Annotated in this window: 17 protein-coding genes; 16 read left to right on the top strand and 1 reads right to left on the bottom strand. The window is 71.0% G+C overall.

Features of this window, described 5'->3' with window-relative positions; all coding sequences use genetic code 11:
* The first annotated feature begins 101 nt into the window (after positions 1 to 101).
* The 8 genes from NAM01S_RS06410 to NAM01S_RS06375 all read left to right on the top strand — a co-directional run bounded on the left by NAM01S_RS06410 (position 102) and on the right by NAM01S_RS06375 (position 7,259).
* Positions 102 to 1,211, top strand: coding sequence for a lycopene cyclase family protein (locus tag NAM01S_RS06410; protein ID WP_372511615.1), 1,110 nt, complete (start codon positions 102 to 104; stop codon positions 1,209 to 1,211).
* Entirely contained in the window at positions 1,211 to 2,143 is a 933-nt protein-coding gene (gene ku, locus NAM01S_RS06405; protein WP_067780726.1) for a non-homologous end joining protein Ku, read from the top strand. Before NAM01S_RS06410 ends, ku begins: the two co-directional genes overlap by 1 nt.
* A gap of 126 nt (positions 2,144 to 2,269) precedes the next feature.
* Positions 2,270 to 2,689: a DUF4247 domain-containing protein gene (locus NAM01S_RS06400; RefSeq protein WP_067780723.1), complete on the top strand. Its 420-nt coding sequence runs from the start codon at positions 2,270 to 2,272 to the stop codon at positions 2,687 to 2,689.
* Between the two features lie 12 nt (positions 2,690 to 2,701).
* Positions 2,702 to 3,127: a DUF350 domain-containing protein gene (locus tag NAM01S_RS06395; protein WP_067780720.1), complete on the top strand. Its 426-nt coding sequence runs from the start codon at positions 2,702 to 2,704 to the stop codon at positions 3,125 to 3,127.
* 2 nt (positions 3,128 to 3,129) lie between these two features.
* On the top strand, positions 3,130 to 4,698 hold the full coding sequence (locus NAM01S_RS06390) for a polyamine aminopropyltransferase (protein ID WP_067780717.1): 1,569 nt from the start codon (positions 3,130 to 3,132) through the stop codon (positions 4,696 to 4,698).
* 47 nt (positions 4,699 to 4,745) lie between these two features.
* The gene (locus NAM01S_RS06385) at positions 4,746 to 5,300 is read left to right on the top strand and encodes a GNAT family N-acetyltransferase (RefSeq protein WP_067780714.1); all 555 of its coding nucleotides are present in this window, start codon (positions 4,746 to 4,748) and stop codon (positions 5,298 to 5,300) included.
* Between the two features lie 507 nt (positions 5,301 to 5,807).
* Entirely contained in the window at positions 5,808 to 6,461 is a 654-nt protein-coding gene (locus NAM01S_RS06380; protein WP_169810813.1) for a response regulator transcription factor, read from the top strand.
* 159 nt (positions 6,462 to 6,620) lie between these two features.
* Complete coding sequence (locus NAM01S_RS06375) at positions 6,621 to 7,259, top strand: MerR family transcriptional regulator (protein ID WP_067780711.1); 639 nt, start codon at positions 6,621 to 6,623, stop codon at positions 7,257 to 7,259.
* Here the strand turns inward: NAM01S_RS06375 and NAM01S_RS06370 are convergent.
* Positions 7,229 to 7,903, bottom strand: coding sequence for an HAD-IA family hydrolase (locus NAM01S_RS06370; RefSeq protein WP_067780708.1), 675 nt, complete (start codon positions 7,901 to 7,903; stop codon positions 7,229 to 7,231). The two genes, NAM01S_RS06375 and NAM01S_RS06370, sit on opposite strands and share 31 nt — an antisense overlap.
* Positions 7,904 to 8,172: 269 nt before the next feature.
* Between NAM01S_RS06370 and NAM01S_RS06365 the strand changes: the two genes are divergently transcribed.
* From NAM01S_RS06365 to NAM01S_RS06330, 8 genes are all read left to right on the top strand, one after another.
* The gene (locus NAM01S_RS06365) at positions 8,173 to 9,900 is read left to right on the top strand and encodes a fatty acyl-AMP ligase (protein ID WP_067780706.1); all 1,728 of its coding nucleotides are present in this window, start codon (positions 8,173 to 8,175) and stop codon (positions 9,898 to 9,900) included.
* Positions 9,897 to 15,500: a type I polyketide synthase gene (locus NAM01S_RS06360; protein WP_067780704.1), complete on the top strand. Its 5,604-nt coding sequence runs from the start codon at positions 9,897 to 9,899 to the stop codon at positions 15,498 to 15,500. Before NAM01S_RS06365 ends, NAM01S_RS06360 begins: the two co-directional genes overlap by 4 nt.
* Complete coding sequence (locus tag NAM01S_RS06355) at positions 15,497 to 18,565, top strand: type I polyketide synthase (protein ID WP_067780701.1); 3,069 nt, start codon at positions 15,497 to 15,499, stop codon at positions 18,563 to 18,565. The genes NAM01S_RS06360 and NAM01S_RS06355 overlap by 4 nt, the downstream gene beginning before the upstream one ends.
* Positions 18,562 to 19,377, top strand: a complete 816-nt coding sequence (locus tag NAM01S_RS06350; protein WP_084482546.1) for a thioesterase II family protein — start codon at positions 18,562 to 18,564, stop codon at positions 19,375 to 19,377. The genes NAM01S_RS06355 and NAM01S_RS06350 overlap by 4 nt, the downstream gene beginning before the upstream one ends.
* On the top strand, positions 19,374 to 20,390 hold the full coding sequence (locus NAM01S_RS06345) for an AfsA-related hotdog domain-containing protein (protein ID WP_067780698.1): 1,017 nt from the start codon (positions 19,374 to 19,376) through the stop codon (positions 20,388 to 20,390). Before NAM01S_RS06350 ends, NAM01S_RS06345 begins: the two co-directional genes overlap by 4 nt.
* Positions 20,387 to 22,033, top strand: a complete 1,647-nt coding sequence (locus NAM01S_RS06340; RefSeq protein ID WP_169810812.1) for an FAD-dependent monooxygenase — start codon at positions 20,387 to 20,389, stop codon at positions 22,031 to 22,033. The genes NAM01S_RS06345 and NAM01S_RS06340 overlap by 4 nt, the downstream gene beginning before the upstream one ends.
* A 1-nt stretch (position 22,034) precedes the next feature.
* Complete coding sequence (locus tag NAM01S_RS06335; protein WP_084482544.1) at positions 22,035 to 23,150, top strand: cyclase family protein; 1,116 nt, start codon at positions 22,035 to 22,037, stop codon at positions 23,148 to 23,150.
* Positions 23,151 to 23,248: 98 nt separating this feature from the next.
* A complete protein-coding gene (locus NAM01S_RS06330; protein ID WP_067780695.1) occupies positions 23,249 to 25,489 on the top strand; it encodes an MMPL family transporter in 2,241 nt (746 codons plus the stop codon).
* Positions 25,490 to 25,533: the final 44 nt, after the last annotated feature.

The raw sequence follows: 25,533 nt of genomic DNA, 5'->3' as shown, positions 1-25,533 counted from the left end.
CAGCTGGGCACCGCGCGACAACGAGCGGCCGGGGTCGAGCGACAACGCGCGGCCGGGGCCGAGCGGCGGCAGGCGGCGCGGCGCGACCGACGGCGGCGGCCATCGTGACCGACATCGTCGTCTGCGGCCTCGGCCCCGCCGGGCGGGCGCTCGCACATCGCTGCCTGGCCCGCGGCATGTCGGTTGCCGCGGTCGATCCCGCACCCGCGCGGCCGTGGGCCGCGACCTACGCCGCCTGGGCGGACGAGCTACCCGGCTGGCTCGATCCGGCGGCCACGGCCGCGACGGTCGCGCGCCCCGTCGCGTGGGGCGCGCGACGCCACGAACTCGATCGCGCGTACGTGGTGCTCGACACGAAGCGGTTGCAGGACTCGCTGGACCTGACCGGCGCGGAGATCGTCGCCGAGCGCGCCGTTCGGCTCGAACGGCACGGCGTGACGCTGGCCTCGGGCCGGACCCTGACCGCCGAGCGGGTGATCGACGCGCGCGGGATCGCCCGCTCCCCCGCCCGCGCCGAACAGACCGCCTACGGCGTGCTCGTCGACGAGACGGTCGCCGCGGGCATGGAGCCGCTGTTCATGGATTGGCGCGCCGACAACGGCGCGCATCCGGCCGCGCCGCGCTCGTTCCTGTACGCGGTTCCGCTGGGCGGCGGCGCGATGCTGCTCGAGGAGACCTGTCTGGCCGGGCGGCCCGCGCTGGACACCGGCGAACTGCGCACCCGCCTTCGGCACCGGCTGCGCGCCCGCGGCATCGCGCTCGGCGGCGACGAGCCCGTCGAGCGGGTGCGGTTCCCGGTCGAAGGCGGCCGACCCGGGCGGCGCGCGTTCGGCGCGGCGGGCGGATTCACCCATCCCGCAACGGGATACAGCGTGGCGGCCGCACTGGCGGCGGCGGACGCGGCGGCGGCGGGAGAGAACCTCTGGCCGCCGTCGGCCCGCGCGGTGCGGGCCCTGCGCGCGGCCGGGCTGCGCGCGCTGCTCGCGCTGCCGCCCGCCGACCTGCCCGCCTTCTTCGACGCCTTCTTCGACCTGCCCGCGCCGCTGCAACGCGCCTACCTGTCCGGCCGCGCCGACCTGGCCGGGACCGTCGCGGCGATGGGCGCGCTGTTCGCGTCGCTTCCGGCCGGATCGCGGTTCCGAATCGCCGCCGCGACCTCGGGGATTCCGGTTCGCTCGCGCGGGAGGGGTGGTTCGGCCATCATGGAGTGATGGCACGAGCTATCTGGAAGGGCTCGATTGCATTCGGGCTGGTAAACGTCCCGGTCAAGGTGTACACCGCCACCGAGGACCACGACATCAAATTCCACCAGGTGCACGCCAAGGACGGCGGCCGGATCAAATACCAGCGCGTCTGCACCGTCGACAACAAACCCGTCGAGTACGTCGACATCGCCAAGGCGTACGAGTCGCCCGACGGCGACCGGGTGATCCTCTCCGACGAGGATTTCGCCCGCCTGCCCGCCGCGGAGAAGCACGAGATCCCGGTGTTGCAGTTCGTGCCGTCCGACCAGATCGACCCGATCCTGTTCGACAAGAGCTACTACCTCGAGCCGGACTCCACCACGCCGAAGGCCTACGTGCTGCTTGCCACCACGCTGGAGCGCATCGACCGGACCGCGCTGGTCCACTTCACGCTGCGCCAGAAGACCCGGCTCGCCGCGCTGCGGGTGCGCGAGGGCATGCTCGTGTTGCAGACGCTGCTGTGGCCCGACGAGGTGCGCGCGGTCGAGTTCGAGTCCCTGCAGGACGCGTCGGAGCCGCGGCCGCAGGAGATCAAGATGGCCGAGACGCTGGTCGAGTCCATGTCCGACGATTTCGATCCGAGCCAGTTCACCGACGAGTACCAGATCGAACTGCAGAAGATCCTGGACGAGGCGATCGCCAGCGGCAGTGACCGGGTGACCACCAAGCCCGAGGCCGCGCCCGCCGAGATGGACGCCGAGGTGGTCGATCTGGTCGCCGCGCTGCAACGCAGCCTCGAGGCCAGCGGCAGGCGCGCGGCGGGTTCCTCCGGCGGTGCCCAGAAGAAGACCGCGAAGAAGGCCGCGCCCGCGAAGAAGACCGCCAAGGCGGCCAAGAAGACCGCCGAGAAGCCCGCCAAGAAAGCCGCGAAGAAGACCCAAGCCCGCAAGGGCGCCTAGCGCGCGATCGCCTCGGAGACTGGACGCGGACGGCCGCGTCGGTGATACAGTGCCCGACGAGTTTTCGACAGAGGGGACTCGACGTATCACCTACCGGGCTCGGCCCGGCGCTCTACGGGGGGACACATGCACCACCTCGGCAGGACGGTCATCGGCTTCGTCGCGGTGGCCGCGCTGCTGCTCTCGGTCGTCGGCTGTGGCGACGACATCGAGAGCGCGCGCGATTTCGTCGCCGCCAAGTATTCCCGTGCCGCCTCGCTGGACCAGGCGAACGACGGCCGCGCCTACACCGCCGCGCTCGCGCCCGCCGCCGTCGGCAGCGCCATCGTCGCGGCCTCGCAGCCGCTGGACAACCGCCGCGTCGGCGACCGCACCTATCTGCAGTATCGCAACGACATCATCACCGTCGCCCCGCACGGGACCGGCTCGATGATCCTCGTCGACCAGTACGGCAACGGATACCGGCGCCACCAGTCGACGGTGTCGAGTTTCGGCTGGCCGAGTCAGCCGCCGGGCAGCGAATACCGCGGCCAGAGCGGCAAATAGAAGGAGAAACACATGCTGGCAGATCTCGCGGCCGACGCGGGCGCGGCGCTCGCCTACACCGGCGTCGGCATCGCGTTGATGGCGCTCGGTTTCGTGCTCGTGGACGTCATCACGCCTGGCAACCTGCGCGAGCAGATCTGGGTCGAGCGCAACCGCAACGCCTCGCTGCTTGTGGCGTCGAACCTGCTCGGCGTCGGGATCATCGTGGCGATGGCGATCTGGACCTCCCAGGGCGCGATCGGCGAGGCGCTGCTGGCCAGCGCGGTGTACGGCGTGATCGGTCTCGGCGCGATGGCGCTGTCGTTCCTGCTGCTCGATCTGCTGACCCCCGGCCAGTTCCGAGATGTGGTCGCGGACGGCGCGATTCACCCGGCCGTCTGGGTTACCGCGGCGCTGCATCTCGCGGTGTCCTTCGTGGTGGCCGCGGGCCTGTCCTGAGTATGGTGGCGGGCACCGAGACCGCACCGCTACCGCCGCGGCTGCGGCGCCGCCCGGCCCGGATCGCGCTGCTCGTCACCGCGTTCGTCTGCGCGGCATGCGGCCTGGTCTACGAACTGTCGCTGGTGACGCTCGGCAGCTACCTGCTCGGCGACACCGCGGCGCAGGCCTCGATCACGTTGAGCGTCATGGTGTTCGCCATGGGCATCGGCGCGCTGGCCGCGAAACCGCTGCGCAGGCACGCCGCGGCGGCGTTCGTTGCGGTGGAGCTGATCCTCGCGCTGCTCGGCGGGCTGTCGGTGGTGATGCTCTACGCCGCCTACGCGTGGCTGAACATCTACACCACGGCGCTGATCGTGATCGCGAGCATTCTCGGCATTCTGGTGGGCGCCGAAATCCCTTTGCTGATGGAGCTTTTGCAGCGGATTCGCAAGCAGGAGCCGGGCAGCGCGGTGGCCGACCTGTTCGCCGCGGACTACGTGGGCGCGCTGCTCGGCGGGTTGGCGTTCCCGTTCCTGCTGTTGCCCGTGTTCGGCCAGATTCGCGGCAGCCTGATCGTCGGCGTGGTCAACGCGGCGGCGGGGCTGGCGCTGGTGTTCCTGTTGTTCCGCACCGAACTCCGGCCGCGGGCGCGGTGGGGCTTCGGCGCGCTGACCGCGCTCGTCGCGGCGACGCTGTTCGGCAGCTACCTCTACGCCGACCGGTTCGAGGCGACGGCGCAGCAGGCGCTGTTCGCCCATCCGATCGTGCTGCACGAGCGGACCAGGTACCAGAACATCGTTCTCACCGAGTCGATCTCACCGTTCGGCACCCCGGACACCCGGCTGTTCCTCAACGGCGATCTGCAGTTCTCCTCGGTCGACGAGTACCGCTACCACGAGGCGCTGGTGCATCCCACCCTCGCCGGTCCGCGCCGCGATGTGCTCGTCCTCGGCGGCGGCGACGGTCTGGCGCTGCGCGAGATCCTGCGCTACCCCGATGTCGAGACGATCACCCTGGTGGAGCTGGACCCGGAGATGATTCGGCTGGCCCGCACCGACGCGCGGCTGGCGGCGTTGAACCGCAACGCTTTCGACGATGCGCGGGTGCGTGTCGTCAACGAGGACGCGTTCTCCTGGCTGCGCGGCTCCCCCGGCGCCTACGACGCGGTGCTCGTCGACCTGCCCGATCCCGACCAGACCTCGATCGCCAAGTTGTACTCCAAGGAGTTCTACGCGATGGCCGCCCACGTGCTCGCCCCCGGCGGCACGCTCGCGGTCCAGTCCGGTTCGCCGTTCTTCGCACCGCGCTCGTACTGGTGCATCGCGAACACGATTCGCGCGGCGGGCCTGCGGACACTGCCATACCACGTGGACGTGCCGAGCTTCGGCGACTGGGGTTTCGTGCTGGCCACCAGGGACACCGAACCGCGCCTGCGCCTGGACCCGCCCGCCCCGCTGCGCTCGCTCGACGAGGCGACGCTGGCCGCCGCCGCGGTGTTCGCGCCCGACCGCCGCGACACCGGCGCGCCCGTCTCGACCCTGATGCATCCGGTGATCGTCGACTTGGAACTGCGGGAATGGCGACGCTGACTCCCGCATGAGCGGCACGGCGGCTAGCCCCTGGCAAACTATGCGCCATGGACACCGCCACCGTGATCGTCCCCATGGGCCTCGGCCACTTGCGCCAGGTGCTCGATCTCGGCCATCAGGTCTTCGACACCGGCACCAAGCCATACACCTCGTGGTCGCTGACCAGCGTCGCCGAGCACCTGGACAGCCCCGACAACGCGTGCTGGGTCGCGCTGGATTCCGATCGGGTCGTCGGATTCGTGCTCGGCTCAATGGAATTCGAGCTGCGCGACGACTGGGGCTATCTGGAATGGATCGCGGTCGCGCCCGACATGCAGGGGCACGGCATCGCGCGCAGGCTGGTCGACGCGTGCTCGGCGGCACTGTTCGCGCGCGGCGCGCGGCGCATCGTCACCGACGTGGAGAACAACAACACCGCCTCGGCGACGCTGATGACCCGCAGCGGTTTCCGTCCCGCCGCGACCGTCACACTGTTCGTGCGCTCCAACCCCGACGAGCCGGCAGCCGATGCCGACGCGGCACTGCCGCCGATCGCGCCCGGCACCAAACGCGATCTCATCCGCCGCGGCAGGCTCGCGGGCGAGGGCCGCGGCGGTCGTTGAGTACGCTCGATTTCCCGCGAATCCCGTTGCGTGCCCCTATTTTTCGCGGCTTGACCGCGAATTTCCGTACGCGCTTCTCACAACCACGTTTCCGATCCTTGCGGTAAGTGTTAACGGATCGGGAACATTCGAAGCCTAATTGTGCGCTGCGGAACAACCGGGTTGTGGAGTGCACCGTTAGCGGATAGGGTCACTTCCTATAACCGGTCGCAGGTTCCAAAAGCCAAGTGTCGGTAGTCGTTTCGATACCGATCCGGGACGGGGCCGGTTTTCTGGTTCATCGTCGAACGAAATCCAGCGGGTTGATGCCGCGCGCTCTCGTGGCATCGGCCGACGGGTCGGCTACACGCCGGAGGTCGTCCTCGTGGCGACCGCCCGGGTCCGACTCAGCAAACCCCGAGGTGGATGGTGGAAATGAGCGGAACCGCCCGAATGAGACGCACGGCAGACGTGGAAAGCGCGATAACGGACGCCGTTTCGGAATGCTCCGCTCCACGCCTCGTGTCGGTGATACCGACAAACGGTCTGCCGCAGCGCGTCATCCACATCCAGATTGTCACGGACAACTTCCTCACCCGCGAGATGTTGTGTGATTTCCTGAATTCCGAAGAGGATTTCACGGTGGTCGGTGACGTGTCCTGGAACGAGGCCGGATATCTCGCCGCCGCCGTGCGTCCGGACGTCATCGTGTTGGACAACGACGAAATCGGCAGTGCCACCGTGCGCATGGTGCGCTCGCTGACCCGCGCCTGCCCCGGCGCGGCGGTCGCGGTGCTCAGCTCGACGGGCACCGAGACCCTGCTGTACGACATGCTCGACGCGGGCGTGCGCTGCTTCCTGCACAAGAAGATCTCGCGCAGCGAGCTGGTCAGCGCGATCCGGGGGATCGCCGCGGTGGAGGATCAGATCACCGTCAGCGTGCCGCGGGATTTTCTCACCGGCGCCGGGGCCAATCGCGGCAGGCTCTCGGCGCGCGAGGAACAGGTGCTGCGCCTGGTGTCGGAGGCGATGACGAATCGGCAGATCGCCAATGCGTTGTCCATCACCGAGGGCACCGTGAAACGGCATCTGCGTAGTATTTTCGACAAGCTCGGCGCGGTCTCCCGCATCGACGCGGTGAATCGGTATCGGGCGCACATCGGCCAGCAGGATTCCGCCTGACGGCGCCGCCGGACACGATCACTTCGGAGCCCGCGCATGGCCGTAGCGCACACGAAAGTACGTCCATGCGGCCGGAGCATTCGAACAGCAACCGGAACTGGCCGCTATCCGTCTGACCTACACTTGGGCGACCAGTAGTAGCGCGGACGGGAGGCGGATATGCGTATCGCCGAATTGAGCAAGGTCTCGGGCGTGCCTGCACCCACCATCAAGTACTACATGCGCGAAGGGCTGCTCTTTCCCGGCGAACGGACCAGCCCCAACCAGATGCAGTACGACGACTCACATGTGCGGCGGCTCAAGCTGGTTCGGGCGTTGATCGAGGTCGGCGGGCTGTCGGTGGCGGCGACAAGGGAAGTCCTCGACAAGATGCGGACGCCGGGGATGACGGTGCTGGAGTCCGCGGGCAAGGCGCAGTTCGCGATGAGCAAGCCCCCCGCCGGGGAGCCGGACGACGCGCAGCTGGCCGCCGCCGATCAGGTCCGCGATCTGCTCGCCCGCCGCGGCTGGCAGGTCCGCGAGACGAACCCGGCGCGCGGCACCCTCGCCGCGGTGCTCGCCACCCTCGGCAGGCTGGGACAGCAGCACTGGGACCTGCTCGACGACTACGCCGAGCTGGCCGAACGGATCGCGGCCAAGGAGATCGACACGCTGCTGCGCCAGCCGAACGCGGAGAGCATGGCCGAGGCGCTCGTCGTCTGGACGGCGCTCGGCGACGCGATGTTCAGCGCTCTGCGCCGGCTGGCGCACGAGGACGCGGCCTCGGCCTATATCGCGACGCCCTCGGCGACGAGCTGACGCAGCTCGGCGTCCACCTCGGCGATCGCCGTCGCGGCGTCACGGAACAGCACCGCGCGCCACCCGGCCGCCCTCGCGCCCGCGCAGTTCTGTGGCAGGTCGTCGATCAGAATGCAGCGGTTCGGTTCGACGCCCGCGCGCGCGGCCGCCAGCTCGAAGATCTCGGGATCAGGCTTGCGGCAGCCGACCTGCGCCGAGTTCACGACCTGCTCGAACAATTCCTCCGCGACGACCATCCGCCGCCAGTGCGGCTCCCACGCGGGCGGCATGTTCGACAGCATGCCGACGAAGTGTCCGGCGCCTCGGTAGCGGCGCAGCGCGTCGTCCCACTGCGCGTTGGCCTTTCGGCCGTCGAACCAGGTCTCGGCGAGGCTGGGCACCGCGGTGTGCACGCCCTGCCCGCGCAGCGCCGCGCGCACCAGATCCAGCCACTCGTCCTCGCCGATCAGCGGCGTGTCCAATGGCAGCATCATGTCCTCGGTGCCGAACGTCGCGGTGACTTCCGCGATCGCGCGGCGCAAAGGATCCGGCGCCAATCCCGTCTTCGCGCAGAATGCCGCGAATGTTTCGGCTACCGGCGGCGTGAGCACTCCCCCGAAATCCGACCAAATGGCGATGCGCTTCCGCGCTGTGCTGCTCGTCACAGTTCTACTCCGCTCTGTGTTCGGCAATTCTTCGGTGCAGCGGGACCGTATCTGCGAGACTGCGCCGGTCGCCATTGCACAAAGGTGACAATCCCTCCGGACTATTCCTTCCGAGAGTTTTCCGTCCGAAAGTGATACGTCTTCCGATCCCGCGTGCGTCACCCTTCGGACCACGTTCTGCGCCTGTCCATTTCGCCGCCTCCGCCCGTAATGTCCCTGTTCTGTCGGCACCGTCGTGATGGCTGCCGGCTGATCGAGGAGGGATTGCGATGGAAACCGAACTCCGGGCTCGAACGCTCGCCGAGGCAATTTCGCAGCGCGCCGCCGACGCTGCCGACAGAATCGCGTACACCTTTTTGCCGGACGGCGAAAAAGAATCGCATTCCTGGACTTTCGCGGAACTGGAGCAACTGACCCGCGCACTGGCCGCGCGCATTTCCCGAGAGGTCGCGCCCGGCAACCGGGCGCTGATCGTGGCGCCGGATTCCGCCGATTTCGTGCTCGCGTTCCTCGCCTGCCAGTTCGCGGGCGTGGTCGCGGTGCCGGTGTACCCGCCGTTCCCGGTGACCTCGCCGCGCCGGGTGGAGACCCTGCGCACCATCGCCGAAGACTGCGGCGCCGCCGCGGTGCTGTGCGCCGCGCCGGAGCAGACCCGCGCCATGCTGATCGGGGCCACCCCGGAACTGGATCGCCTGCGCTGGATCGGCATCGTGGCCGACGCGGACGGCACCGCGGACTTCGAACCGGTGCCGGTGACGGGCGCGGATGTGTCGTTCCTGCAGTACACCTCGGGCTCGACTTCCGCGCCGAAGGGTGTGGTCGTCACCCATGACGCGCTCATGCACAATCAGGAATTGCTCTGCCGGACAATGGGTTACAGCGCCGAATCACGCATCGTCGGCTGGCTCCCGCTGTTCCACGACATGGGCCTGATGGGCATCGTGGTGCCCGCCGTCTACGCGGGCAGCCGCACGGTGCTGCTGCCGCCGCTGACCTTCGTGCAGCGTCCGGTCCGCTGGCTGCGCGCGGTGACTCGCTATCGGGCCACCATCACCGGCGGTCCCAATTTCGCCTACGAGCTGTGCTGCCGCCGCATCCCCGCCGCCGATCGGGCGGGCATCGACCTCAGCTCGCTCGAGGTCGCGTTCAACGGCGCCGAGCCCATCCGCGCGGAGACCCTCGACAAGTTCGCCGCCGAATTCGCCGGGCACGGCTTCGATTCGAACAGCTACTACCCCTGCTACGGGCTGGCCGAGTCCACGCTCATGACCACCGGTTCGCGCCGCGGAGCGGGCGCGGTCACGCTGACGGTGAGCCGCGCCGAACTGGCCGAGGGCCGCGTCACGCCGGGCCAGGACCAGACGCTGGTCGGTTCCGGACGCGTGGCGCTGCACCGCGAACTGCTGATCGTCGACCCGGACACCAAGGTCCCCCTGCCCGACGGACAGGTCGGCGAGATCTGGATCGGCGGCCCGGACGCGGCGCTGGCCTACTGGGGCAACGAGGACGCCACCCGGGAGACATTCCGCGCGGAAACCGTTGCGCCGCAGTCGGGTCCGTACCTGCGCAGCGGCGATCTCGGCGCGCTGGTCGACGGCGAGCTGTACGTGGTCGGCAGGCGCAAGGACTTGGTCATCGTCGGCGGGCGCAACTACTACCCGCAGGACATCGAGCACACCGTCGAGAACGCAGACCCCCGAATCCGGCGCGGCTGCACCGCCGCGTTCGCGGTCGACCGCGAGGGCGGTGAGGAGCTGATCGTGGTGGCCGAGGTCAAGGCGGACGCCGATCCCGACATCGCCGCGCTCACCGCGGCGTTGCGCGCGGCGGTCAGCGTCGACCACTCGATCACCCCCGCGCGGGTCGTCCTGGTGCGGGCGGGCACGGTGCCCAAGACCTCCAGCGGCAAGTTGCAGCGGCGCGCGACTCGCGCGGCGTTCGAGGCGGGCACGCTCGACGAGATCACCGCCGCCGCGACCGAGGCGGTGCAGCTATGAGGTCGGCGGCCGACATCGAAGCCTGGCTGGTCGCCAGGATCGCCGAGCTGCTCGGCGCCGATCCGGCCGGTCTCCCGGTCGACGTGCCGTTCGCGGCGCTCGGCATGTCCTCCATGCAGGCGGTGGAGCTGTCCGACGATCTGCAGCGCTGGGCCGACACGAGCTTGTCGCCGACCTTCGCCTACGACCACCCCAGCGTGGCCGCCGCGGCCGCCGCGCTGGCTGCCGAACTCGGCGGCGCGACCCAGACGCCGGACCAAGCGGCGATCACCGCCGATCCCGGCGACGCCGTCGCCATCGTCGGGATCGGCTGCCGATTTCCCGGCGCCGACGGCCCACGGGAGTACTGGGACCTGCTGCGCGCTGGCGTGGACGCCATCACGGAGGTCCCCGCGGATCGCTGGGACGCGGCGGCGCTGTACGACCCCGACCCGGACGCGCCGGGCCGGATGACCACCAAGTGGGGCGGATTCCTCGACGACGTCGAGCATTTCGACGCGGAGTTCTTCGGCATCGCGGCCAAGGAGGCCACCAGGATGGACCCGCAGCAGCGGCTGCTGCTCGAGGTCGCCTGGCACGCCATCGAGGACGCGGGCATCGGCCCGAGCAGGCTGGCGGGCACCTCGACCGGGGTCTTCCTCGGCGCTTCGTCCTACGACCACGGCGTCGCCGTGCTCGCACCGGGCACCGAGGTGTCGGCGCAGGACGGCACCGGCTCGGCGCTGAGCATCGTCGCCAACCGGCTGTCCTACTGCCTGAATTTGGCGGGCGCGAGCATGGTGGTGGACACCGCCTGCTCGTCCTCGCTGGTCGCGGTGCACCTGGCCTGCCAGTCGCTGCGCGCGGGCGAATCGGAGGTGGCGCTGGCGGGCGGCGTGAACGTCATCGCCGCGCCGCGAGTGGCGCTGAGCTTCAGCAAAGGCCGGTTGATGGCGCCGGACGGACGCTGCAAGCCGTTCGACGAGAGCGCAAACGGCTACGTCCGCAGTGAGGGGGCGGGCGTGGTGGTGCTCAAGACGCTCGCGCGGGCCCGCCGCGACGGCGACCGCGTCTACGCCGTGATCCGCGGCGGCGCCGTCAACCAGGACGGCAGGACGAACGGGCTGATCGCCCCGAGCCGTCCCGCCCAGGAGCGCGTGCTGCGCGCGGCCTACCGCGCCGCGGGCGTCGACCCGGCCAGGGTCGCCTACGTGGAGGCGCACGGCACCGGAACCGCGGTCGGCGACCCGATCGAGGTGGGCGCGCTCGCGGCGGTGCTCGGACAAGGCCGCGATCCCGAGCAGCCGCTGCGGGTGGGTTCGGCGAAATCGAACCTCGGCCACCTGGAAGCCGCCGCCGGTGTCGCCGGACTCATCAAAACCGCGCTCTCCCTGCATCATCGGGAGTTGCCGCCGACCATCCACTACAAGCGGCCCAACCCGCTGCTGGAGCTGGACCGGGTCCCGGTGGCGGTGCAGGCGGTGGTCGAGGCGCTGCCCGTCGACGCCGACGGCGCCGCGATCGTCGGGACGAGCTCGTTCGGATTCGGCGGCACCAACGCGCACGTCGTGCTGTCCACCGCACCGGCGACCGAGCCCGACGAACCCACGGGCGCAACGGATTTCGTGCTGTTCCCGGTGGCCGCCCGCTCCGCGGCGGGGCTGCGGCGACGGGCACGCGGCTGGGCGCGCGCCGCCGAGCGGAACCGCGACGATTCGACCTGGCTCGCCCGCGCGGCCGCCACCGCAGCGCTGCGCGGCGACCACGACGGTCACCGCGCCGCGGTGGTGGCCCGCGACATCGAGGAACTGATCGACGGCCTGACCGCGCTGGCCGACGGCGAACTGGTGCGCGGTGTCTGCGAACCGCAGGCGCCGAGCCGTCGCGTCCGGCGAACCGCACTGGTCTTCCCCGGCCAGGGCTCGCAGTGGGACGGCATGGGCCGCGCGCTGGCCGCGTCGGTGCCCGCGTTCGCCGAGGCGATGCGGCGGTGTGCCGCCGAGTTGGAGCGCCAGCTCGGGGTGTCGCTGTGGTCGGCCGAGCGCGGCATCGTCGCGCACGGCACCGCGCAGGTGCCGCCCGCGCTGTTCGCCATGCAGGTCGCCCTCACCGAGACCTGGCGGTCATTCGGCATCGAACCCGCCGCCGTCTGCGGGCACAGCATGGGCGAGATCGCGGCGGCGCACGTCAGCGGCGCGCTGTCGCTGGCAGATGCCGCGCGCATCGTGTGCGTGCGCAGCGCGCTGCTCACCGAGATCTCCGGCCGAGGCGGCCTCGCGCTGCTGGAACTCGATGCGGCGCAGGTCGACTCGGCGCTCACGGAGTACCGCGATCGCGTGTCGGTGGCGGCGGTGAACGGTCCGCGCGCGACCGTCATCTCCGGTGAGCCGCGAGCGCTGGACGAGATCGTGGCGCGACTGGAGGCCGACGGGGTGTTCGCCCGGCGCATCGCGGTCGATTTCGCGGCGCACAGCCCGGCCGTCGAACCGCTGCGGCCCCGGCTGCGCGAGGCATTGTGCGACATCGCGGTGCGCGAGCCCAGCGTGCCGCTGTACTCGACCGTCACCGGCGGCCCGCTGACCGACACGCTCGTCGACCCCGACTACTGGGCGCGCAACCTGCGCGAAACGGTGCTGTTCGACACCGCGATCACCGCATTGCTCGCCGCCGAGCACGACACGTTCGTCGAGATCGCGCCGCACCCGGTGCTGGCCCGCTCGCTCACCGAGATCGCGGCCGAGAACGCGCCGGGCGCGGACGTGGTCGCGGTGTCCTCGGCCCGGCGCGACGAGGACGAGGTCTTCGCCTTCCTGCACGCGCTCGGCGTGCTCTACACCCGCGGCGCGGAGCTGGACTGGACGCGGCTCTACCGGCCCGGCACGCCGGTGCCGATTCCCTCGCAGGGCTGGAACGCGCAGCGGTTCCCGCTGATTCGCGCCGCGAGCGCGGCGGCCGCTGTCGCGCCGGTCGGCGGCTGGCTCGGTCGACGCGTGCGGATCGCCACCCGCCCCGAGCTCGGCGTGTGGCCGCTACAGGCGGACGCCGCTCCCGAACTCGCCGATCACGTGGTGGACGAGGTGCCGGTGGTCCCCGGCGCGTACTGGCTCGGCGCGGCGGCGCAGGCCGCGCGCGAGCTGGCCGGTGGCGATACGCCGACCGTGGTGCTGACCAACGTCGCCTTCGAAGCGCCGCACGTCCTGCTGCCCGGTACGGCCCCGTCGCTCCAGCTGGTCGTCGAATCGGCGGGCGGGCGTTCGGAATTCGTGATCGTGTCCGATGCGCAGGGCGCTCCGGTCACGCACGCGCGCGGCCGACTCGACCAAGCGCCGGCCCCGCTCACCGATCGGCCCGCACCGGAGATCGCGGAACTGCTGGCCCGGTGCGCCGAGCCGGTGCCGATCGCGGAGTTCTACGAGCGCCTGGCCGGCAACGGTCTGCACTACGGACCGAGCTTCCGCGGGTTGACCCAGCTTTCTCGCGGCGGCGACGAGGCCGTCGGGAAGCTCACGCTGCCAGTGCAACTCACGGCCGGTACGGGACTGCATCCCGCGCTGCTCGACGCCTGCCTGCACACCGTCGCGGCGGCGGCCGGGCCGCGGCTGACCGACGCGCTCGCGCTGCCCGCGGGCGCCACCCGGCTGCAGTTCGCCACCCCGGCCGCGCCCGTCACCGACGTCTGGTGCCACGCCCGGATCGTGGAATACGGTGAACGGGATCTGATCGCCGACCTCGTGGTGCTCGGTGCCGACGGCCGAGTCCTGTTCTCGGCCATGGACTTCCGCGTCACCACGGCCGAAGCCTCCGCCGCCGAGCGCGGCAGGCTGTACCGCCTCGCCTGGCAGCCGTGGGAATCCGAGGGCGGGCGGGCGTCGCGCGGCGGCTGGCTGATCCTCGGCGGTGCGCATCCTGCGCTCGACGCGCTGGCCGAACGCCTCACCGCCCGCGGGGACCGCGTCGTGCGCACCGAAGCGCACGAGGCGGCCGACTACGAGACCGCGGCGGCCGAATTGGCCGAAACCATCGAAGGATTGCGCGGCGTCATCGACGCACGGGCCTATTCGAGCGCGGGCGAGGACCCTGCCGAGTCGGCCGCCTACACCGCGGACTCGGTGGAGCTGGCCAGGTTCCTGATCGGCCGCACCTGGCGGGAGACACCGCGACTGTGGCTGCTCACCCCGGACACCCAGCGCGCGGTGCGACCGTCGCGGTTGTCCACGGCGAGCCTATGGGGCGTGAGCCGGGTGATCGCCACCGAGCATCCCGAAACGGCCTGCGGCGTCGTCGATCTGCCCGCCGCGCCGAGCGGCGCGGACATCGATCGGCTGGTCACGGTCCTGCGGGATCAGCGAGCGCCGCAGCAGGTTTCGATCGACCGTGCGGTGCTCGCTCCCCGGCTGGTTCCGGTGCCGCGGGCCCGCACCTCGGTGACCATCGATCCGGACCTGTGCCAGGTCGTCACCGGCGGCCTCGGTGCGCTCGGCTTGCGCGTCGCCGACTGGCTGAGTGCGCGTGGCGCGCGAAACCTGCTGCTGCTCGGTCGTTCCGCGCCGGACGCCGCGGCCGAACAGGTGATCGCCGACCTGCGGGCCAGCGGCGTGAAAGTCACCGTGGCGGCCGTCGACGTTGCCGACAGCGCCGCGCTCGCCGCGGTGCTGGCCGACGCCGGACGGATCGGCGGTGTCTTCCACCTCGCCGGCGTGCTCGAGGACGCGGTCGTCGCGGATCTCGACGAGGCCAGACTGACCCGCGCGCTGGCAGGTAAGGCGCGCGGCGCCTGGCACCTGCACAACCTCACCCTCGAGCAGCCGCTCGCGCATTTCGTGCTGTTCTCCTCGCTCGCCGGGCTTTTCGGCTCGCCGGGCCAGGGCGCCTACGCGGCGGCCAACACCTACCTGGACGCGCTCGCCGCCGCGCGCGCCGCGCAGGGACGGCCGGCGCACAGCATCGCATGGGGTCCGTGGGCGGCGATCGGCTTGGCCGCCGCGGTGGGCAGCGAACGCCGCCTCGCCGCGATGGGCGTGCCCGCGCTGGAGACCGAGGCGGCCATGGACCTGCTGGAGGCGGCGCTCGCCGACTCCGGCCCTGTCCTCGCGGCGGCCGCCTTCGACCTGCCGACCCTGTCCGGTCCCGGCACGCCACCGGCGGCGCGCGAGCTGCTGGCGAACCTGCTTCCCGACGACGAGAAGCCCGGCGGCCCAACCGATCAGGCACTGTCGCTGCACGAGATCGACGACCCCGGTGAACGACTGGAGCTGGTGCGCGGCTTCGTGCTCGGCCAGGTCGCGTCGATCATCGGAACCTCGCGGCCGGTCGACCCGACGACACCCTTCCGCGATCTCGGCTTCGACTCGCTGATGGCGGTCGACCTGCGCAATCGGCTGGAAACCGGCATCGGCCAACGGATTCCGGCCAGCCTCATCTTCGCCCACCCCACCGTCGACCAGCTCGTCGATGAGCTGACCCAGCGGATGCTCCCGGCGACGGAGCCCGCGCCCGAAACGCCGCCACAGCGGCACGCCCGGCCCGAAATCGATGCGGACCTGGACCAGGCCACCGATGACGAACTCGCCGATCTCTTGTCGGCGGAGCTGGATCTTTCCACCGAAGGGGATACCCGATGACGACCGAAATCACCGACGATCGCCGCGCGCTACTACGCAAGGCGCTCAGCGAGATCCGCAGCCTGCGAGCCGAAGTCGACCGCCGCACCGAGCCGGTGGCGATCCTCGGCGCCGCGGTGCGGATGCCCTCGGGCATCGAGGATCTGGACGGCTACTGGTCCGCGCTGCGCGACGGCCACGACGCCATCACGCCGCTGGTCGACAGCGAGGACGGCCGCCGCACCGGGCACGCCGCGAGCACCAGCCGCTTCGCGGGACTGCTCGCCGAGGTCGACGGCTTCGACGCGGAGTTCTTCGGCATCTCGGCCGCCGAGGCCGAGCGGATGGATCCGCAGCAGCGGCTGGTGCTCGAGGTGGCATGGGAGGCCATGGAGGACGCCGGGCTGACGCCCGCCGAGCTGCGCGCCGCGACGACCGGGGTGTTCCTCGGCGTGTACGGCAGCGACTACCTGATGATGCAGTTCGCCGATCCGGCCGGCATCAACGCCTACACCGCGCCGGGCGGTGCGCACAGCATCGTCGCCAACCGGCTGTCCTACCTGCTTGACCTGTCCGGCCCCAGCCTCGCGGTGGACACGGCGTGCTCCTCCTCGCTGATGGCCGTGCACTTGGCGGTGCGGGCGCTGCGTAATGGCGACTGCGACATCGCGCTGGTCGGCGGCGTCAACACGATCCTGTCGCCGCTGTCCACCACCGTCACCGAGAAGGTGCTGCCGCTGGCGCCCGGCGGGCGCTGCCGCACCTTCGACGCGGGCGCGGAAGGCATCGTGCGCGCCGAGGGCTGCGGCATGGTGGTGCTCACCAGGGAGTCGGTGGCCGCGGCGGAGGGCAGGCCGGTGCGCGCGTTCATCCGCGGCACCGCCGCCAACCACGACGGTCGCACCAACGGCCTCACCGCGCCGAGCCCGCGGGCGCAGACCGAGCTGCTGCGCCGCGCGCTGCGCGATGCCGCCGCCGATCCCGCCGAGGTGGTCTACATCGAGGCGCACGGCACCGGAACGCCGCTCGGCGACCCGATCGAATTCGACGCGCTGCGCGCGGTATACGGCTCGGGCGAAGAGCCGTGCCCCGTCGGCGCGGTCAAGACGAACTTCGGGCACCAGGAGGCCGCGGCGGGCATCGCGGGTCTGGTCAAGGCGATGCTGGTGCTCGAACACGACGAGGTCCCGCCGAACCTGCACCTGGAGCGGCCCAATCCGGAGCTCGATCTCACCGGAACCCGGCTTCGCCTGCCGAGGGAGCGCACCCCGCTCGGTGGCGAAACCGGACGGAAGCTTGCCGCGATCAGCTCGTTCGGCTTCGGCGGCGCGAACGTGCACGCCGTGCTCGCCGCCGCGCCGCGCGAGGAGGTCGATCCGCACGCGGAAGGCGCTCTGGTGCTTCCCATTTCGGCGCGCAGCGCGGCATCGGCACGGGCACTCGCCGGGCGCTACGCCGATCTGCTCGCGGCCGCCGATCACGCGACCGCGGCCGAGATCTGCGCGGCCGCGGCCACCCGGCGCGCGCACCTGCCGGTGCGGCTGTGCCTCACCGGTGACACGGTCGACGCGCTGGTGGATCGCGCGCGAACGGCCAAGGCGGCCAGGAACATCGGCGCCGCGGCGCGGCACCGGACGCTGTTCGTGTTCAGCGGGCAGGGTTCGCAGTGGCCGGAGATGGGCCGCCTGCTCGCCGACGAGCCCGCGGCAAGGGCCGAGCTCGACGCCTGCGACGCGCTCGTGCGGCGGCTTGCGGGCTGGTCGCTGTGGGAGGAGCTGCTTGCGGCCGAGTCCGACAGCAGGCTGCACCGCACCGATGTCGCGCAGGTGTGCATCGCGGCGGTGGAGCTGGCGCTCGCCGCGCTCTGGCAATCCTGGGGCGTGCGGCCCGCCGCCGTCGTCGGCCACAGCATGGGCGAGCTCGTCGCCGCGACCGTCGCCGGAATGCTGAGCAGGGAGCAGGCTTTCGAGCTCCTGGTGCGCCGGGCGGCGCTCACCGAACGGCACGCCCGCGGCGGCGCGATGTGCAGCATCGCACTGCCCGCCGCGGCGGTGACCGAGCTGCTCGCCGGACAGTCCGAGGTCACGATCGGCGCCGTGAACGGTCCGCGCTCGACCGTCATCACCGGTCCCGCGGACGGCGTGCGCCGCATCGCGGCGGAGGCGAGCACCCGCGGCGCGTCGGTCAAAGACCTGCCGGTCGAATACGGCTTCCACAGCACGCTACTCGCCACGTGCGCGACGGAATTCGCCGCGCACGCCGACGCGGTGCGCGCCGCACCGGGATCGATCCCGATGTATTCGACCGTCACCGGCAAGCGCGTCACCGCCGACCATCTCACCGGCGCGCACTGGGCCGCCAACCTCGCCGACGCCGTGCTGTTCGCGCCGGCCCTCCAGGCGGCGCTGGCCGACGATCACGCGCTGACCACCGTGCTGGAAGTCGGCCCGCACCCGGTGCTGATCCGCGATATCGCCGCGGCGGCAGGCGAACTCGACCGTTCGGTCATCCTGGCGGCGAGCCTGCGCCGCGGCCAGTCCCGGTCCGCGTCGCTGGATCACAGCGTCGCCGAGCTCTACCTCGGCGGCCACGAGCTGGACTGGTCCGCGGTGCTCGGCACGCCGAGCGGACGGCCGCCGCTGCCGCACTACCCCTGGAACCGCAGCAGGCACTGGCTGCCGGAACGCCGGGTCGTCGAGGAGCAGCACGTGCACGCCACCGTCCGCCCTGCGGCGGCCAAGCGCAGGGCGTCCGGCCCGGTGGCGCTGGTGCGCGCGCACCACGTGGACCGGCCGACCCGGCTCGACGCGCTCACCGGGTTCGTCAGGGAACGGATCGCGCGTGCCCTGCGCAAACCCATCACCGAGATCGACGAGGCGACGCCGATCCGCGACTACGGGCTGGAATCGCTGGTGGTGGTCGAGATGAAGAACGAGATCGAGGCCGAGTCCGGCACCGTCGTGCCGCTGGCCCAGCTGCTGGAAACCCTCGAACAGGGCAGCGCGCGGGACCTGGCCAAGGTGATCGTCGAGGCCGAATCCGCCGCGGCGGTGACGGGCGACGAAGTCGGAAGCGGGTCGCTGTGAACGAGCGTCAGCGCGGCGGAGTCGTCAGCGTTTCCGCGACGGCGCCGCTGTCGAACGGGCACCGGGGTGTGCTGACCTGCCCACGCCCGCAAGCGAATCCGGCGATCCGCTTGGTGTGCTTCGCTCACTCCGGCGGCAATCCGCGGATGTTTCAGCCGTGGGTCGATCAGCTCGCCCCCGAGATCGAGCTGTGGTGGGTCACCCTGCCGGGGCGCGGGCCGCGGTGGCGCGAACCGCACGCGATGGCTTGGGAACCACTGGTCGCCGACATCGCCGAGGCGGTGGTGGCGCACGTGCCGCGTCCGGTCGCGCTGTTCGGGCACAGCCTCGGCGCGCTGCTCGCCTTCGATGTGGCGCTGCGGCTCACCGACGCAGGTCTGCCGCCGGAGCACCTGTTCGTGTCCGCCCGCGCGCATCCGCGCAGGCAGTTCACCCTCGACCTGCCCGAGGACGACACCGAACTGCTCCGGTTGGTCGACCGGGTCTATCGCGGTGTGCCGGAGGCGATCCTGGATTCGCCCGAACTGGCCGAGCATTTCGCGCCGACGCTGCGCGCGGATCTGATGCTCGGCGCCGACTACCGCTACCGCGGCGCGGGCACCCTGTCGGTCCCCATCACCGCACTCGGCGGCGTGGACGACCCGATGACACCGACCGACGAGCTGGCCGCCTGGCAGGACCGCACCACCGCGACGGCGCGGTGGCGGCAGTTCCCCGGCGGCCACTTCTACCTCGACGAGTCCGAAGCGGGCGTGCTCCGGACGATCCGCCGCGCGCTCGCCGCACCGATGGGCAAAGGAGCAGAACGATGACCGAGACCGAAATCCGTTTCCCCGCAGCACCTTCCGCGCTGAGTTTCGATCGGACCGTACCTCGGGCCGAGGCGCACCGCCGCGCGCTCGGCGAGGTGTTCGTCGCCGACTCGATCGCCGACGGCGACTCCACCTTCTACACGGCGTTGCAGATCCCGCGCGCGCACAGCCTCTGGTACGACAGGACCACCGTCTATCACGACCCGTTCGCGATGGCCGAGGCCGCGCGGCAGGGCTCGTTCGTGATCCTGCACCGGCACGTCGGCGTGCCCGTGGGGCTGCCGTTCAGCATGCAGCGCTACGACTTCGCGGTCACCGACCGGGAGGCCTTCCGCGACGACGAGAAGTCGCCACTGGAGGGCATCCTGCGCTACGAGATCGTCTCGCGGGTCGATCGCAGCGCCGACTTCAGCGACCTCACGCTGGCGGGTGAACTCGTCATCGGCGGCCGCGCCGCCATGGAATTGAGCGCCGACGTGGTCTTCCTGGCCCGCGCCGACTACGAGGCGCTGCGCGCCTACCAGCTCGGGCGGGTCGCCGCGGGCGGACCCGACTACAGGGCGGCGCCGCTGCCCGCCGCGGCCGTCGGGCGACGGGACTCGCGCAACGTGGTGATCGGCGCGCCGGTCGCGGTCGGCCCCGCATGGGACTACCCGCTGCTGCCGGACCGTCGCCACCCGGCGCTGTTCGACCACGACTACGACCACGTCCCGGGCCCGTTCATCATCGAGGCGTTCCGGCAGGCCGCGCTGGACACCGCGGTCCGCGAGGGCATGCTCGGCACGCCGAACGCCACGGTCGTGTCCTGCTCGTCCCGCTTCACCCAGTTCGCCGAGTTCGGCGCGTCGCTCGAATGCCGTTGCACGCCACTGGATCCGACCCGGCCGGGCACGGCACGCATCGATCTGGAACTGCGCCAGTTCGATCGGGTGCTCACCGTCGGCACGCTGGAGCTCGCCGAGTTGACCGGCGCCGAGGACAGCTACCTGGACCGGACGGAGCAGCCGTCATGAGCGAGATGTTGCACGTGCTCGTGGTCGGCGCGGGGCCGACCGGTCTCGCACTGGCCACCGAACTGCGCAGGCACGGACTGACCTGCCGGATCATCGATCGCGCCGTCGATCGTCCCGCCAATCAGGCTCGGGCGCTGACGATGTGGGACGGCGCGCTGGACGTGCTCGACCGCCACGGCACCGGGGACGCGGTGCGAGCGCGAGGTCTTCCGATGACCGCCGCCCGCTACTTCTCCGGCGGACGCCCGGTCGCGCAGGTGCGTTTCGGACCGGAGACCGGCAACGACGCCGAGCCGCTGATCATCACCCAGCCGTCGGTGGAATCCGTTCTGGTGCAGAACCTTCGGACGCTCGACGTGCCGGTGGAGTGGCGCACCGAACTGGTGGCTTTGACCGATCGGGGCGAACACGTCGAGGTGCTGCTGCGCCACGACGACGCGGAAGAACGACTCACCGCCCAGTGGGTGGTGGGCTGCGACGGTGCGCACAGCGCGGTGCGCACCCTGAGCGGCATCACCTTCGAGGGCAGCACCTATCCGCAGTCCTACACACTGGGCGACGGCGTCATCACGGCGCCGGTGCCGCCGGGCGAGGCGCACTACCACCTGCATCCCGACGGCGTGCTCGTTGTCGTGCCGCTGCCCGACGGTCAGGTGCGAGTCTTCGCCGACGCCAGCGGCATCGGCGGCGATCCGGACGCCGCGCCCACCGTGGACGACCTGCAACAGCTGGCCGACAAGCGCGCGCCCTATCCCATCCGCATCCACGAACTCCAGTGGGCCACCAGGTTTCTGGTGCACATGCGGCACTCGGCCGCCTTCCGCAAGGGCCGCTGCGTGCTCGCGGGCGACGCCGCACACGTGCACAGCCCGGCGGGCGGACAAGGCCTCAACACCGGCATCCAGGACGCGGCCAACCTCGGCGGAAAACTGGCGGCGATCATCAGCGGCGGCGCCGACGCCGAGGTGCTGCTGGCAGGCTACGAGTCCGAGCGGATGCCGATCGCGCGCGAGGTGATCCAGGCCGCCGATCGGCAGACCAAGTTGTGGACGGTGGGCTCGCGTCCGGGACGCGCGGTGCGCGATCTGGTGCTCGGCACCCTGAGCCGCAGCGGGCTGCTGGAGAAGCGACTGGTGCCCTCACTGGCCCAGTACGAGCTCGACTACCGGCACAGCACCGCCGTCGGCAAGCGCGGCGGACGCCGGGCGCTCGGGCGCGCGATCCCGGAGGCGGCGCTCATCGGCCCCGACGGCGCGGCGACCGGGCTGCGCCGGTTGCTCTCCGCCCCTTGGCATGTGCTGCTCGCGGTGCTCGACGCGACGCCGTCGGCGGACGACGCCGGGCGAGTGTCGATGCTGCGTGCGCGAATCACGGAGTCGGGCTTGCCTTTCCGGCTGCACGTGATCGTGCCGGGCGATCCGTCCACGACCACCGCGCCCGACCTCGGCGAGGTGTACTACGCCCCGCCGGGCTTCGCGCCGAAGCACGAGCTCGCGGGCTGCAAGCTCATCGCGATCCGGCCGGACGGCTACGTCGCCGACGCCTCCCCCACGCTCGACATCGACGAACTGCTCGGCAAGCTGCCCGGATTCCGCGCACCGCACGGTGTCGCACCCACCCCCCTCGGACGGAAGGTCTCCTGACATGTGCTCCCCGCAGATCCTCGCCGCCGCCCTGGCCGAGGCGCCGCCGCACGACGACCTGTGCGCCGGACACGGACACCACGCAGGCGCACATCACGAGCACGGCGCCACCGACCACGGGCACGGCGCTCCGGTGAACCACGGACACGGCTCGGCCGCGCACCAAACGCACAGCGCGGCAACGCCTCACGGACGCAGCATCGCATCGCACGACGCGAATAGCGCAGCCGCGCACCACGGACACCGCGCTCGGGAACCGCACGCGGCGCACGAGCACGGCCGCGGCGCGACACCCGCCGAGGGCATCGGCCGTCGGCGTGCGCTGCGCACCGCACTGGGCGCGGCGCTCGGCATCGCGGGTGCGTCGGCCGCCGCGGGGGCGGTCGGCGCACCGCGCGCCCAGGCGCAACCGCTGAACCTCAGCGGATTCGGCGTGCGCGACCTGACCCACGCGGTGGGGCCGGACTTCCCGGTGTTCAACCTGTATGTGCGCCAGCCGGTGCAGCGTCAGGTGATGTTCGAGGAGATCATCGGCTTCAACACCGCCGAGTGGACCATGAACGAGCACACCGGAACTCACATCGACGTGCCTGCGCACTCCCAGCGCGGACTGGCGCGCGCCGACGCGATCCCGGTGGAGAACCTGGTCGCGCCGCTGTGTGTCGTCCGCATCGCCGAGCGGGCGGCCCAGGACACCACGACCGAACTGCACGTGGAGGACCTGCTCGACTGGGAGCGGCGCAACGGCCGCATCCCCGACGGCGCGTTCGTCGCGATGGACACCGGCTGGTACCACCGCGTCCACGATCCCGCCGCCTACCTGCCCTTCGACCCGCTGCGGCTGGCCCTGCTGATTCCCGGCATCGGCCCCGACGCCGCCGAATTCCTGCTCACCGAACGATCCATCGTCGGCTTCGGCACCGATACCAGCAGCCTGGACGTCGGCACCCGATTCGAGCCGATGGTGCACCGGATGTTGCTGCGCTCCGGCCGGTACGGCATCGAGAACCTGGCCGCGTTGGACACCGTCCCGGAAAGCGGCGCGACCCTCGTGGTCGGTGCCGCCAAACTGCGCGGCGGCTTCGGCGCGCCGGCGCGGGTGCTGGCGTTCGTCTGATTGCTGTTGCCGCGCTTGGCAACCCGCCGTAGCATTCCAGAAATAGATAGCAGCACTACCTGTAGTGGATAGTACGACTCTATATAGGTGGAGGAATCGTGTTCGAGAAACTCGGCAGGTGGTCCGCCGCCCATCGCAGATGGGTGGTGGTAGGCACCGTTCTGTTCATCCTGCTCGGCGGTCTCTGGGGCTCCGGTGCGGGCAACCTGCTCGGCGGCGGCGCCGGACTGGACGATCCGACCAGTGAGTCGTCCCACGCGGACGAGATCCTGGAGACCACGCTCGGCAGGCACGTCGCCGACGTGGTGGTCATGTACGAGAGCGCGGAGATGACCGTCGACGATCCGCGCTTCCGCGCGCGGGTCGAGGACGCGGTCGCCAAGGTCCCGCGCGGCTCCTACACCTGGCTGGAGACGTTCTGGACCACCGGTTCCCCGGACTTCGTCTCCACCGACCGGCACAAGACCTACATCTCCATGCAACTGCCCGGCCAGATCGAGGAAGACCGGGTCGTGGTGTGGCGCGAGATCGAGCACCTCTTCGACCAGCCCGGTCTCGAGGTCCGCTTCGGCGGCCTCGTCGCGGTGAACGATCAGTTCAACGACATCACCGAGGAAGACCTCGCGCGCGCCGAGCTGATCTCGTTCCCGCTGCTGCTCATCCTGCTGATCGTCATCTTCCGCAGCGCGATCGCCGCGGCGCTGCCGCTCGCGGTCGGCATCGTCGTCTCGGTCGGCTCGCTCGCGGTCCTGCGGGTGGTCGGCAACTTCACCGACCTGTCCACCTTCTCGATCAACCTGGTCGTCCTGCTGGGCCTCGGCCTCGCCATCGACTACGCGCTGCTCATCGTCAACCGCTTCCGTGACGAACTGGCCGCGGGCCGCACGGTGGACGACGCCATCGGCACCACCATGGCCACCGCGGGTCGCACCGTCGCCGTCTCCGGCATCACCGTCGCGGTCACCCTAGGCGGCCTGGTGATCTTCCCGTCGCGGTTCCTCACCTCGCTCGGCTACTCCGGCGTCAGCGTTGTGCTGTTCGCGGTGCTCGGCGCGCTCATCGTGATGCCCGCCCTGCTGCGTTTCGCGGGCATGCGCATCAATTCGCTGCGAATCCCGCTGCCCTCGTTCGGCAAGCGCGGCGGCGAGCAGGGCGCGCGCTGGTACAAGGTCGCGCACGCGGTCATGCGCCGTCCGGTGCTCGCCGCGGGCAGCATCGGCCTCGTACTGGCGCTGCTCGGTCTGCCGCTGCTCGGCGCGACCTGGTCGCGGCCCGCCGACTGGGCGCTGCCCGCGGGCACCGACAGCCGGGTCGTCTCCGAGGAACTCGATCGGGACTTCCCGCTCGATCCGACCAAGGTGATCACCGCGGTGGTCGACATGCCCGGCGATGCCGCGAGTCCGCAAGCCCAGCAAGCGCTTTCGGGCTACCTCGACCGGCTGCGCGCGGTGCAGGGCGTGGACAGCGCCGTCGTCACAGGAACGGCGGGCGACCTTGCCCGCGTCACGCTCGGCTACTCGATGGACTCGATGGACGCGCCGATCCGCGACGTGGTGCGCCAGCTGCGCGACGTCGAGCCGCCTGCCGAGGCGACCGCCTCGTTCACCAACCGCCCCGCCGCGGTGGCCGACCTGCTCGACATGCTCGCCGAGCGGCTGCCGTGGATGCTGCTGATCGTTACGGTGGTGTCGTTCGCGGTGCTGTTCCTGGCCTTCGGCTCGGTGCTGCTTCCGCTGAAATCGGTTCTGATGAACCTGCTTTCGCTGTTCGCAACCTTCGGCATCGTCGCGCTGATCTTCCAGTACGGATTCCTGTCCGGCCCACTGAATTTCGTTCCCGCGGGATTCATGGACGCGAACATGCCGATGATGATCATGGCGATCGCCTTCGGTCTGGCCATGGACTACGAGGTGTTCCTGCTTGCCCGCATCCGCGAGCACTACCTGCGCAGCGGCGATCCGGTGGAGTCGGTGGCCTTCGGCGTGCGGCACACCGCGCGACTGATCACCAGCGCCGCGCTGTTGCTCGCGGTGGTGCTCGGCGCGTTCGTCTTCTCCGGCATCACCATCGTGAAGATGATCGGCGTCGGCCTGGTGCTCGCCATCTTCCTGGACGCCACCATTGTGCGCGGTCTGCTGGTGCCCGCCACGATGCGACTGCTCGGCGACAAGGCCTGGTGGGCGCCCAAGCCGCTGGCCAACTGGTGGCAGAAGTACGGAATTCCCGAACCTGGAGCCGACGTGGCTCCGGAACCCGGCGGTGCAGGCCGGCCGAGCGGCATCGAACCGGCAGATGCGCTCGGCACAACGGCGGCGACCTCGACAGCGCTGTCGCGGTGATCGTCGGTTTCGTGGCGGGCCCGGTCGACTCCTCTGACCGGGCC

It is taken from the genome of Nocardia amikacinitolerans NBRC 108937 (assembly GCF_001612615.1).
Lineage (GTDB): Bacteria > Actinomycetota > Actinomycetes > Mycobacteriales > Mycobacteriaceae > Nocardia > Nocardia amikacinitolerans.
This window is presented reverse-complemented; position numbering and strand designations above follow the sequence as displayed.